Genomic DNA, 12,223 nt, shown 5'->3' with positions numbered 1-12,223 from the left:
GACAAACGGATAGGGAACAGACACGTGCGAAACGGACGGTTAGCTCATCATCCGGAGTGTCACGGTCGGTATGCGGACACCTGAACGCAAAAATCCGCTTGACAGAAGCGAACAGCCCCCTCCGCCACGGAGTCCGTGACGGAAGGGGCTGCTGTCTTCCCGCACCCCGGCGGCCGGCTACGGCCGCCGCGNNNCCGCCGCGGCCGCACGTCAGGGTGCACCCCGGACGTGCGGCCTGAACGCGGCTGCTACTTGGCGGACTTGGCGCGCGACGCGGTGCGCGAGCGCTCCTTCTGGTCCAGCACGACCTTGCGGATGCGGACCGCCTCCGGGGTCACCTCGACGCACTCGTCGTCGCGGCAGAACTCCAGGGACTGCTCCAGGGAGAGCTTGCGCGGCGGGACGATCGCCTCGAAGCTGTCGGCGGAGGAGGAGCGCATGTTGGTGAGCTTCTTCTCCTTGGTGATGTTCACGTCCATGTCGTCGGCGCGGGAGTTCTCGCCGACGATCATGCCCTCGTACACCTCGGTGCCGGGGTCGGTGAACAGCACGCCGCGCTCCTGGAGGTTGGTCATCGCGAACGCGGTGACCGCACCGGCGCGGTCGGCGACCAGGGAGCCGTTGTTACGGGTGACCAGCTGGCCGAACCACGGCTCGTGGCCCTCGTGGATCGAGTGGCCGATGCCGGTGCCGCGGGTCTGCGTCAGGAACTCCGTACGGAAGCCGATGAGGCCGCGGGACGGGACGACGAACTCCATGCGGACCCAGCCGGAGCCGTGGTTCGACATGTTGTCCATGCGGCCCTTGCGGACGCCCATGAGCTGGGTGACGGCGCCCATGTGCTCCTCGGGCACGTCGATCGTCATGCGCTCGACCGGCTCGTAGGTCTTGCCGTCGACCTCCTTGGTGACGACCTGCGGCTTGCCGATGGTCAGCTCGAAGCCCTCGCGGCGCATCTGCTCGACGAGGATCGCCAGCGCGAGCTCACCGCGGCCCTGGACCTCCCAGGCGTCCGGGCGCTCGGTGTCGAGCACGCGCAGCGAGACGTTGCCGATCAGCTCACGGTCCAGGCGGTCCTTGACCTGACGGGCGGTGACCTTGCGGTCCTTGACCGCGGCCTTGGCGTCCGCGCCCTTGCCGGAGCCGCCGCGGCCGACCATCGGGGAGGTGTTGGTGCCGATGACCATGGAGATGGCCGGCTCGTCCACCGTGATGAGCGGCAGGGCGATCGGGTTCTCCGGGTCGGCCAGGGTCTCACCGATCATGATCTCGGGGATACCGGCGACCGCGCAGATGTCACCGGGGCCGGCGACCTCGGCCGGCTTGCGGGTGAGCGCCTCGGTCATCATCAGCTCGGTGATGCGGACGTTCGAGATCGAGCCGTCACGCTTGATCCACGCGACGGTCTGGCCCTTGCGCAGCTCGCCCTGCTCGACGCGCAGCAGCGCGATACGGCCGAGGAAGTTGTCGGCGTCCAGGTTGGTGACGTGCGCCTGGAGGGGGGCCTCCTCGTCGTACACCGGGGCCGGGACGTGCTCCAGGATGGTGGAGAAGAACGGCTCCAGGTTCTCGCTGTCCGCGGGGACGGTGCCGTCCTCCGGCTTGGTCAGCGAGGCGATGCCGTCACGGCCGCAGGCGTAGACGATCGGGAACTCGATCTGGTCCTCGTCGGCGTCCAGGTCCAGGAAGAGGTCGTAGGTCTCGTTGACGACCTCGTCGATCCGGGAGTCCGGGCGGTCCGTCTTGTTGATGCAGAGAATGACCGGCTTCCGCTGCTGGAGCGCCTTGCGCAGCACGAAGCGGGTCTGGGGGAGCGGACCCTCGGAGGCGTCCACCAGCAGGACGACGGCGTCGACCATCGACAGACCGCGCTCGACCTCGCCACCGAAGTCGGCGTGGCCGGGGGTGTCGATGATGTTGATCGTGATCGGGGCCCCGCCGTCCTTGGGGTGATACTTCACCGCCGTGTTCTTGGCGAGGATCGTGATGCCCTTCTCACGCTCCAGGTCGTTCGAGTCCATCATGCGGTCGTCGAGCTGCTGGTGGGCGGCGAAGGCACCGGCCTGCTTGAGCATGGCGTCGACGATGGTCGTCTTGCCATGGTCGACGTGGGCGACGATGGCGACGTTACGGATGTCGTGGCGCGTGGGCACTTCGGCGCTTCTCCCGGGATCGTGGATGGCGTCACGTACGGCCTGGCACGCGCGCCTCGACCGGGCGAAAACCTGCCACGGCCTTACCCCATGGTACGTCGAATGGCGGGAACCGCCTGCCGGGGGGTCTGTCAAGAGGCCGGAGGAATGATCGCGGCCGAGCGCGTGGTGGGGTGCCCGGGCCGCCGTTCCTGCGGGAAAACATGCGGGTCAACGGGTAGCCACGACCTTGCCCGCCGGACCTCCGGCGGGCAAGGGACTTGAGTCACATCTGAGCTTGTGGCGTGCGCGTCAACCTGACAGGCACCGCTTTGTCACCACATCTTCGCCGCGGCTACTTCTTCTTGTCCTTGGCGGTCGGCGCCTTCTTCCAGCCGATGTCCTGGTAGCGGGGGGCGCCGAGCCCGAAGGCGCCGGCGTTGACCAGGCCGGGCCTGACGGCGACCAGCTCCGGGCGCTGGAAGAGCGGGACGGAGCCGGCCGCCGCCCAGATCCGGGCGTCGGCCTTGCGCACCAGCTCGCGGGACCGTGCCTCGTCCAGCTCGCCGAGGGCCTGGTCGAAGAGCTGGTCGATGTGGTCGGTGCCGACCCGCGTGTAGTTCTGCTCGACGAGGAGCGAGCCGTCCGCCGCCGGCTCCGGCTTGGCGAAGATCGGCCGGGCGTCGGTGGCGGGGAAGGCCGTCGCCGGCCAGGAGTACAGCGCCAGGTCGTACTGGCCCGACGCGATGTGGTCCTTGAAGAAGCTGTCGTCGGCCACCTTGGTCGTCTCGGTGTTCACCCCGAGCTTGAGGAGCATCTGCGAGATCCGCTCACCGACGGTGCGCAGGGACTCCGAGCCGGGCCCGGCCGGGAGGACGAAGCGCAGCGTGAGCGCCTTGCCGTCCTTGGCGAGCACGTTGCCGGAGGTACGGGCCTGCTTGGCCGGCGCCGGGGAGGCCTTGGCGGGGTCGGCCTCGTCGCCGTCCCGGGCCGTGCTGCGCTTGGCGTCGTCGACGGGGCGGGCCATGGCCGCCTGGGCGAGGAGGGAGGCCTGCTGCCGGGCCCCGAAGGGGGCGGGGGCCAGCACCGGGGAGACACGGTCCCGCTCGCCGTCCGCCGGGGCGGCGGCGGTGTCGGCGGCGGCGCCGTCCGCCGCGCCGCCGGCTGCGGACGCCTCGGAGCGGTCGCCGTTGGCCCCGTCGTCCTGGCCCACGATGTAGAGGCCGTCGTTGCCGGTGCCGGGGCCGTCGGGGGTCTTGCCGTCGTCCTGCGGCGCGCTCTGCGGTCCAGCCTTGGCGCCGGCCGGTTCGGTGATCTTGCCGCCGCGGCGCCACCCCGCGTCGGCGAGGAGGGCCTGGGCCGCCTTGGTGTCCTGGCCGCCGAGGGCGTCGCTGTTGTCGGCGTACGCCTGCTGCCCGGCCAGGGCCACGTGGCTGCCGACCGGCTTCGCGGGCAGGCCCAGCGGCCTGAGCACGAGGTCGGCCAGTGCCTGCCGGTCCAGGGCGCGGGCCAGGGCCCGGCGCACCCGTTCGTCCGCCAGAGGTCCGGACGCCCCGTTCATCGCGAGCTGCGTGTAGGCCGGCTCCAGGGACTTGCGGACCGTGAAGCCCCGCAGGGCCTTCTGCTCGTCCGCGTAGCGCTTCACCGACTCGGTGTGCTTGGTCCGGGCCTCCTTCTCCTGCGCCGCCTTCTCCTCGTCCGTGCCGAAGGCGTTCGCCCATGACAGCGTGGCCTGCGCCGGGGTCAGCGCGGCGCCCGGGCCGTGCGCCGGGGCCCCGCCCGCGCCCGTGGCGACCGCGCCGCCCGTACCGACCGGGGCGCCCTTGCCGGAGGCGCCCTTGCCGGAGGCGTCGCGGCGGGCCAGCGCGATGCGCTCGGCCGCCGAGCGGTCGATCTCGGCCAGGTCGAGCTTCCCGGCGGCCAGCGCCGCGGGGCGCTCGGCCCGGGGCACCGCCGTGAGGACCAGCGTGTCCAGCTTGGCCTGCCGGCCCCACCAGCGCGGGTTGCGGGTCAGGGCGGCGGTGCCGGTCTTCTTGTCGATCGCGCCGAGGGTGAAGGGGCCGGCGGTGACCTTCAGGGCGCCGCGGGCGCCCTCGTTGAAGGCGTCCGGGGTGCCGGTGACCTGCTTGGGGTACAGCGGGGAGAACAGCGAACGCCAGTCCGCGTACGGCTTGCCGAAGGTGACCCGGACCTCCAGGTCCGTCTTGCCCTTCTCGATCTTCTCGATGCGCTCGTAGCCGGCGTTGCGCGCCGTCCAGTACGCGGAGTCCTTGCCGCTCAGGGCCCGCCACTGGGCCACGAAGTCGGGGGCTCCGATCTCCCTGCCGTCGCTCCACACGGCCTGCTGGTTCAGCTTGTACAGGACGACCTGCTTGGGCTCCCGCTCGATGACCTCGGCCTTCTCCAGGTAGTCGGGATTGGCCACCGGCCGTCCCTTGGCGTCCAGCACGAACAGGTGCGGGAGCACGGCTCCCGCGATCCTGCTGGTGGTGGCGTCCGCGTCGGCCTGGAAGGCGTTGAGGGTGTCCGGAAGGGAGTCCACCGCCCACCGCAGCACGCCCCCGTCCGCGACCTTGTCGCGGGTGGTCGTCGCGATGTCCTGCCCTGCGGCGGCCGGACCGCCCTCGTCGTCACCCGCGCCGCAGCCCGTGAGCAGCGGCAGTGCGAGGACTCCCGAGGTCAGGAGCGCCAAGGACCTGCGCCTTCTCTGGGACATGGGTGGTACCTCCGGGGCGGGGCTTGGGGGAAGCATGATCACGATCGGCGGTATATGGAGCTGATCACACCGGTTGCCGGAATCCACTGAAATCGACGGCGCTGCGCACCCTTCGCAGCCGCCTCTCGCCACGCCGCGAACCCCACCCGTGCGGACCAATCCCGCTTGCGCGGCGAGAGCGCGTTCCCCCGGGAGAGGGATGAGAATGGGGGCAGGGAGGGGCGCTCGGTTCGCGCCTGCGCGCCCGCAATCGCTGCACGTCCCTTCACAACCGGGGACGCGAAGCGCGACACTCGCAGGCGCACATGAGCGTTGCCACCGCACCCTGGCGGAAATGAGGGCAAATCATGTCCCTGCAAGACGACCTGACCGCTGTACGACGCAACCTGGACGAGCTGACGCGCAAGGTCGAGCGGCTGGAGCAGCAGGCCGCGGCGGCGCGCGGGAAGCCCGCGCCGGCGCCGGACCCGTCCCGGATGGTGCCGGTCCCGGACACCCCCTACGACAGCACGCTCTGGACGGACTCCGACGACGAGGGCCTCGGCGCCCGCGACCGCCGCGCGCCCTGACGCCGCCCCTCCGCGACCCGTACGCCGTCCACCTGCCCGCACCCCCGCCCGGCCCGGCCGCCCCGCGGCCGGGCCGCCCGGAGGCGTCCCCTCATCACTCCCACCGGAGTCCTCTTTGGCCACAGGCACGGAACGACCCCAGCAGCGGCCCGGCGGCGTCCACGACGCCTCACGGGCCGCGATCGCGGCCCGGCACCTGCGGACCGACCGGTGGTGGCTGGCCCCCGCCGGCACCGCGGCCGGGCTGCTCGCCTTCATCGTCTACTCGACCTGGCGGGCCTTCGCGAACGCCGACTACTACGCCGCCCCCTACGTCTCCCCCTTCTACTCCCCCTGCCTGGCGGAGAACTGCGAGGAGATGCGCGGCGGCCCCAACTGGGACCTCTTCGGCAGCTGGTGGGGCCTGTCCCCCGCCCTGCTGATCCTGGTCTTCCCGCTCGGCTTCCGGCTGACCTGCTACTACTACCGCAAGGCCTACTACCGGGGCTTCTGGGCCTCCCCGCCGGCCTGCGCCGTCGCCGAACCGCACACGCGGTACACCGGCGAGACCCGCTTCCCGCTGATCCTCCAGAACGCCCACCGGTACTTCTTCTACGCGGCGGTCCCGGTGGCGGGCATCCTCACGTACGACACCGTGCTGACCTTCCGGGACGAGCACTACGCGTGGGGCCACATGGGCCTGGGGACCCTGCTGTTCCTGGTCAACATCGCGCTGATCTGGGCCTACACGCTGTCCTGCCACTCCTGCCGCCACATCATGGGCGGCCGGCTCAAGCACTTCTCCCGGCACCCGGTGCGCTACCGCCTCTGGGGCTGGATCAGCCGGCTCAACTCCCGCCACATGCAACTGGCCTGGGCCTCCCTGATCAGTGTGGCCCTGTGCGACTTCTACGTGTACCTGCTGGCCAGCGGCGCCTTCACCGACCCGAGGATCTTCTGAGATGGCTCAAGTGGAACGGCAGCAGTGGGACGTGGTCGTGGTCGGCGCGGGCGGCGCGGGGCTGCGGGCCGCGATCGAGGCCCGCGAGCGGGGCGCCCGTACGGCCGTGATCTGCAAGTCCCTGTTCGGCAAGGCCCACACGGTGATGGCGGAGGGCGGGATCGCCGCCTCCATGGGCAACGTCAACGAGGGCGACAACTGGCAGGTGCACTTCCGCGACACCATGCGCGGCGGGAAGTTCCTCAATCAGTGGCGGATGGCGGAGCTCCACGCCAAGGAGGCCCCGGACCGGGTCTGGGAGTTGGAGACCTGGGGTGCGCTCTTCGACCGCACGCCCGACGGCAGGATCTCCCAGCGCAACTTCGGCGGGCACGAGTACCCCCGCCTCGCGCACGTCGGCGACCGCACCGGCCTGGAGCTGATCCGCACCCTCCAGCAGAAGACCGTCGCCCTCCAGCAGGAGGACTTCAAGGAGTACGGGGACTACGAGGCCCGGCTCAAGGTCTTCCAGGAGTGCACCGTCACCCGGGTGCTGAAGGACGGGGAGAGGGTCTCGGGGGCCTTCTGCTACGAACGCGAGTCCGGCCGCTTCTTCGTGCTGGAGGCCCCGGCCGTGGTCCTGGCCACGGGCGGCATCGGCAAGTCCTTCAAGACCACCTCCAACTCCTGGGAGTACACCGGGGACGGCCACGCCCTGGCCCTCCTCGCCGGTGCGCCCCTGCTCAACATGGAGTTCGTGCAGTTCCACCCGACGGGCATGGTCTGGCCGCCGTCGGTGAAGGGGATCCTCGTCACCGAGTCCGTGCGCGGCGACGGCGGGGTGCTGCGCAACTCCGAGGGCAAGCGGTTCATGTTCGACTACGTCCCCGACGTCTTCAAGGAGAAGTACGCGGAGACGGAGGAGGAGGGCGACCGCTGGTACGAGGACCCGGACCACAACCGGCGCCCGCCCGAACTGCTGCCCCGCGACGAGGTGGCGCGGGCGATCAACTCCGAGGTCAAGGCCGGCCGCGGCTCACCGCACGGCGGGGTCTTCCTCGACGTGTCCACCCGGATGCCGGCCGAGAGGATCAGGCGGCGGCTGCCGTCCATGTACCACCAGTTCAAGGAGCTGGCGGACGTGGACATCACGGCGGAGCCGATGGAGGTCGGCCCGACCTGCCACTACGTGATGGGCGGCATCGCCGTCGACTCCGAGACCGCGGCGACCGTCGGGGTACCGGGGCTGTTCGCGGCCGGCGAGGTCGCCGGCGGGATGCACGGCTCGAACCGGCTCGGCGGGAACTCCCTGTCGGACCTGCTGGTCTTCGGACGGCGGGCCGGGCTGCACGCCGCCGAGTACGCGGCCTCGCCCGCCCCGCGCCCGGCCGTCTCCCAGGCGGAGATCGACGCGGCGGCCGCGGAGGCGCTGGCCCCGTTCCACGCCGCCGAGGGCGCGGAGAACCCGTACACCCTGCACCAGGAACTCCAGACGGCCATGAACGACCTCGTCGGCATCATCCGCCGGGAGGGCGAGATGGCCGAGGCCCTGGAACGGCTCGCGACCCTGCGCGTACGGGCCTCCCGGGCCGGCGTCGAGGGCCACCGGCAGTTCAACCCGGGCTGGCACCTGGCCCTGGACCTGCGGAACATGCTGCTGGTCAGCGAGTGCGTGGCCCGCGCGGCTCTGGAGCGCACCGAGAGCCGGGGCGGGCACACCCGCGAGGACTGCCCTGCGATGGAGCGGACGTGGCGCCCGGTGAACCTGCTGTGCCGGCCCGTGCACCCCGTACCCGCGGACCCGGCGGCCGACCGGATCGAGCTGGTCCGCACCCGCACCGAACCCATCCGCCCGGACCTGCTCGCCCTGTTCGACAAGGAAGAGCTGGTCAAGTACCTCGCCGAAGAGGAGCTGTGAATGAGCACGTACGACGCGAGCTTCCGGATCTGGCGGGGCGACGCGGAGGGCGGGTCGCTCAGGGACTTCACGGTCGAGGTGCACGACGGCGAGGTCGTCCTGGACATCGTCCACCGGCTCCAGGCCACCCAGGCGGCCGACCTGGCGGTGCGCTGGAACTGCAAGGCGGGCAAGTGCGGCTCGTGCAGCGCGGAGGTGAACGGCCGGCCGCGGCTGATGTGCATGACGCGCATGTCCACCTTCGAGCGGACCGAGACGGTCACGATCACCCCGCTGCGTGCCTTCCCCGTGGTCCGGGACCTCGTCACCGACGTGTCCTTCAACTATCGCAAGGCGCGCGAGGTCCCGGCCTTCGTGCCGCCGGAGGGGGTGGCGCCGGGCGCGTACCGGATGCAGCAGATCGACGTGGAGCGCTCGCAGGAGTTCCGCAAGTGCATCGAGTGCTTCCTGTGCCAGGACACCTGCCACGTGGTGCGTGACCACGAGGAGAACAAGCCCGCCTTCGCCGGTCCGCGGTTCCTGATGCGGGTGGCGGAGCTGGACATGCACCCCCTGGACGCGGCTTCGGACGCGGGCCTCGACCGCAAACGGACCGCGCAGGAGGAGCACGGGCTCGGCTACTGCAACATCACCAAGTGCTGTACGGAGGTCTGCCCCGAAGGCATCAAGATCACCGACAATGCGCTGATCCCGTTGAAGGAGCGGGCGGTGGACCGCAAGTACGACCCGCTGGTCTGGCTCGGCAGCAGGATCGGGCGCCGGAAGGACTGAGGGAGGGCCGGGGCCCTCCGCGGGAGGGCCCCGGACCCGGCCGGCCGGCGGCGGCCGGCCCCGAGGCAGCGCGGGCCCGGGCCGGGCACGGGCCGGACGGGCCGGACGGGCCGGACGGGCCGGACGGGCCGGACGGGCCGGACGGGCCGGGGCGCTGTCCCTGGCTCCGGATGCGGGCGGGGTGACGTGCCCATACCATCCCAAATGTGATCCCGCCGAGAAGCGCGCCTCGCAGCAGAGCACTCGCCCGGGCCGGGCTCGCCCTGGCCGCCGGACTGCTGGCGCTCGGCGGCCTGGGCGTCGCGCAGGCTCCGGCCGCGCGGGCCGAGGACCCCGTCGCCCTGGAGCGGCAGGGGCAGATCACCGACCTCGTCGGCGCGCTCGGCAACCGCAGGTCCGCCGTCACCGCCGCCCTCGACGAGCTGTACGCCGACCGCAGGATCCAGCTCTTCGTGGTGTACGTGCAGGACTTCTCCGGGCGCTCCGCGCAGAGCTGGGCGGACGCCACCGCGCAGCGCAACGGCCTGGGCCGGGACGACGTCCTGCTGGCGGTGGCCACCGGGGACCGCCAGTACGCCTATTCGGCCGATGTCGACTCCGGTTTCACCGAGCGGCAGCTGGCGGAGGTGGCGCGGACGGCGATCGAGCCCGCCCTGCGGCAGAACGACTGGGCGGGCGCGGCGATCGGCGCGGCGAACGGCTACAACGCGGTCCTCGGCGGACAGCCGGTACCCGCGCCCACCATCACCCCCGGCCCGGCCGACCCCGGTGGCGGCAGCGGCGCGAGCGGCGCCGGGGACTACGTGCTCCCGGTGATCGCGGTCGGCGCGGCCGGGGCGCTCGGCGTGTACGCGTACACCCGCCGCAGGCGCAAGGACACCGCGGCCGGCGGCCGCGGTACGACGACCGGGCCGGGCTGGCCCGAGGGGGCGCCCGACCGCCTCCCGCTGCCGGAGCTGGACGGCCGGGCGAAGTCGCTGCTGGTGGAGACGGACGACGCGGTCCGCACCAGCACCGAGGAACTGGGGTTCGCCACCGCGCAGTTCGGCGAGGAGGCGGCCGCCCCGTTCACCGCGGCCGTGGAGTACGCCAGGGGCGAGCTGACGCACGCCTTCCGGCTGCGCCAGCAGCTCGACGATGCCTATCCGGAGGACGACGCGACCCGGCGCCGGCTGCTGGACGAGATCGTCGCCCGGTGCACCGAGGCGAACCGGCTGCTCGACGCCCGGGCGGCGGACTTCGACCGGCTGCGGGACCTGGAGAAGAACGCCCCGCAGGCCCTGGCGGCCGTGGAGGAGCGCTACCTGGAGCTGACCGGGCGCTCCACCACCGCCGAGGCGACCGTGACCGCGCTGGCCCGGCGGTACGCGGACTCCGCTTCCGCGCCGGTCGCCTCCAACCCCGGGCAGGCCAAGGACCGGCTGCTGTTCGCGGCGACCAACCTGGGCCTGGCCCACGCGTCCGTCGACGCGGGCGACAACGGCAGGGCGGCCGTGCACGTACGGTCCGCCGAGGGCGCGGTGGACCAGGCGGCGACCCTGATGGACGCGGTCGAGCGGCGGGCGCAGGAGCTGGCGGAGGCGGCGGGGAAGCTGCCGGGCGCGCTGACGGAGACGGAGACCGACCTCGCGGACGCCCGTGGGCTGCTGACCGGCACCGCGGAGGGCACCTCGACGGCGGACCTGCGCGGGCGCATCGGCCGGGCCGAGTCCGTACTGGCCGACGTACGGCGGGAGGAGGCGGACGGCCGCTACGACCCGATCGACGCCCTGCGCCGGGTGGAGGAGGCCGACGCGGCGCTGGACGCGGCCCTCGCCGGGGCCCGGGAGCGGGAGTCGGGCCGGCAGCGGTCCGCGGCCCTGCTCGACCAGGCGGTGCTCGCGGCCCGCAGTGCGATCGGCGCGGCGACGGACTACATCACGACCAGTCGGGGCGCGGTGGGCAGCCAGGCCCGCACGCGGCTGGCGGAGGCGGGCCGGCGTCTGGAGCGGGCGGGGGCGCTGGCGGCGGGCGACCCGTCGGAGGCGCTGGCGGAGGCGCAGCAGGCGGACGCGCTCGCGCGGCAGGCCCAGCAGCTGGCGGAGCAGGACGTCCGCGGGTACGAGGACCCGTACGCGGGCCGGCGCGGCGGCGGCCAGGGCGGCGCCGTACTGGGCGGGATCATCCTCGGCGAGATCCTGCGGGGCGGCCGGGGCGGCGGCTTCGGCGGATTGGGCGGCGGGGGCGGGGGCTTCGGCGGATTCGGCGGCGGCGGTGGCAGCGGCCCGGGCTCCTTCGGCGGCGGCGGCACCCGGGGCCGCATGGGCGGCGGCGGCCGCTTCTGAACCTCCCGCGGCGCGGGTCCCGTACCGGAGAAGTCCATCCCTCACCAGGAGAGACCCATCATGAGCAAGCAGACCATCCTCGGCCGGGTCACCCAGCTCGCCAAGGCGAACATCAACGCCCTGCTGGACCAGGCGGAGGACCCGCAGAAGATGCTGGACCAGCTGATCCGGGACTACAGCAACAACATCTCGGAGGCGGACCAGGCGGTCGCGACGACGATCGGCAACCTGCGGATGCTGGAGGCCGACCACAAGGAGGACGTGGACGCGGCCGCCGAGTGGGGCTCCAAGGCCCTGGCCGCGAGCCGGAAGGCGGACGAGCTGAGGGCGTCGGGGGCCGCCGCGGAGGCCGACCGGTTCGACAACCTGGCGAAGGTGGCGCTGGGCCGGCAGTTGCAGTCGGAGAAGGAGGCGAAGGCGGCGGAGCCGACGATCGCCGCGCAGACGGAGGTCGTCGGCAAGCTCAAGTCGGGCCTGGACGCGATGAAGAACAAGCTGACGGAGCTTCAGGCGAAGCGGGACGAGCTGGTGGCCCGGGCCCGCACCGCCCAGGCGCAGAACACGATGCTGGACGCGGTGAAGAACATCGACGTCATGGACCCGACGAGCGACCTCCACCGCTTCGAGGAGAAGGTGCGGCGGGAGGAGGCGATGGCCCTGGGCAAGCAGGAGTTGGCCGCGTCCTCCCTGGACGCGCAGTTCGAGTCCCTGGAGGACCTCGGCAAGGCCGCGGAGATCGAGGCCCGCTTGGCCGCCCTCAAGCAGGACCGGGCCGCGTAGGACGTGTCCGTGCCGGGTGGGAGCGGCCGCGGCCGTTCCTGCCGGCCGGGGGTGTCCTGGGGGACGGGCCGGGCCGCGAGGGTGGCGCCCCTGC

Annotated in this window: 8 protein-coding genes; 6 read left to right on the top strand and 2 right to left on the bottom strand. The window is 72.5% G+C overall.

Annotated elements, in window-relative coordinates; genetic code table 11:
* Positions 1–248 precede the first annotated feature (248 nt).
* Both typA and AVW11_RS05075 read right to left on the bottom strand, forming a co-directional pair.
* Positions 249–2,153: a translational GTPase TypA gene (gene typA / locus AVW11_RS05080; protein WP_030853325.1), complete on the bottom strand. Its 1,905-nt coding sequence runs from the start codon at positions 2,151–2,153 to the stop codon at positions 249–251.
* A 334-nt stretch (positions 2,154–2,487) separates the two neighbouring features.
* Entirely contained in the window at positions 2,488–4,848 is a 2,361-nt protein-coding gene (locus tag AVW11_RS05075) for an ABC transporter family substrate-binding protein (protein WP_076043376.1), read from the bottom strand.
* A gap of 347 nt (positions 4,849–5,195) precedes the next feature.
* Between AVW11_RS05075 and AVW11_RS05070 the strand changes: the two genes are divergently transcribed.
* The 6 genes from AVW11_RS05070 (at position 5,196) to AVW11_RS05045 (ending at position 12,129) form a co-directional block, all read left to right on the top strand.
* Complete coding sequence (locus AVW11_RS05070; protein ID WP_030853318.1) at positions 5,196–5,417, top strand: hypothetical protein; 222 nt, start codon at positions 5,196–5,198, stop codon at positions 5,415–5,417.
* 115 nt (positions 5,418–5,532) lie between these two features.
* The gene (locus AVW11_RS05065; RefSeq protein ID WP_076043375.1) at positions 5,533–6,357 is read left to right on the top strand and encodes a hypothetical protein; all 825 of its coding nucleotides are present in this window, start codon (positions 5,533–5,535) and stop codon (positions 6,355–6,357) included.
* A 1-nt stretch (position 6,358) separates the two neighbouring features.
* Positions 6,359–8,254 (top strand): fumarate reductase/succinate dehydrogenase flavoprotein subunit, encoded by a 1,896-nt coding sequence (locus AVW11_RS05060; protein ID WP_030853312.1) that lies wholly within the window; start codon positions 6,359–6,361, stop codon positions 8,252–8,254.
* Positions 8,255–9,025: a succinate dehydrogenase/fumarate reductase iron-sulfur subunit gene (locus tag AVW11_RS05055; protein WP_060176686.1), complete on the top strand. Its 771-nt coding sequence runs from the start codon at positions 8,255–8,257 to the stop codon at positions 9,023–9,025. It begins immediately after the preceding gene.
* A gap of 206 nt (positions 9,026–9,231) precedes the next feature.
* The gene (locus AVW11_RS05050) at positions 9,232–11,349 is read left to right on the top strand and encodes a TPM domain-containing protein (protein ID WP_420856364.1); all 2,118 of its coding nucleotides are present in this window, start codon (positions 9,232–9,234) and stop codon (positions 11,347–11,349) included.
* Between the two features lie 60 nt (positions 11,350–11,409).
* Positions 11,410–12,129, top strand: a complete 720-nt coding sequence (locus AVW11_RS05045) for a PspA/IM30 family protein (protein WP_060176685.1) — start codon at positions 11,410–11,412, stop codon at positions 12,127–12,129.
* The last annotated feature ends 94 nt before the right edge of the window (positions 12,130–12,223 follow it).

It is taken from the genome of Streptomyces amritsarensis (genome assembly GCF_001953875.1).
Lineage (GTDB): Bacteria > Actinomycetota > Actinomycetes > Streptomycetales > Streptomycetaceae > Streptomyces > Streptomyces amritsarensis.
This window is presented reverse-complemented; position numbering and strand designations above follow the sequence as displayed.

What these genes read in the sequence shown, in the direction of transcription:
- AVW11_RS05075 (WP_076043376.1), bottom strand. Translation starts at nt 4,848, where the DNA reads ATGTCCCAGAGAAGGCGCAGGTCCTTGGCGCTCCTGACCTCGGGAGTC.
- AVW11_RS05070 (WP_030853318.1), top strand. Translation starts at nt 5,196, where the DNA reads ATGTCCCTGCAAGACGACCTGACCGCTGTACGACGCAACCTGGACGAG.
- AVW11_RS05060 (WP_030853312.1), top strand. Translation starts at nt 6,359, where the DNA reads ATGGCTCAAGTGGAACGGCAGCAGTGGGACGTGGTCGTGGTCGGCGCG.
- AVW11_RS05055 (WP_060176686.1), top strand. Translation starts at nt 8,255, where the DNA reads ATGAGCACGTACGACGCGAGCTTCCGGATCTGGCGGGGCGACGCGGAG.
- AVW11_RS05045 (WP_060176685.1), top strand. Translation starts at nt 11,410, where the DNA reads ATGAGCAAGCAGACCATCCTCGGCCGGGTCACCCAGCTCGCCAAGGCG.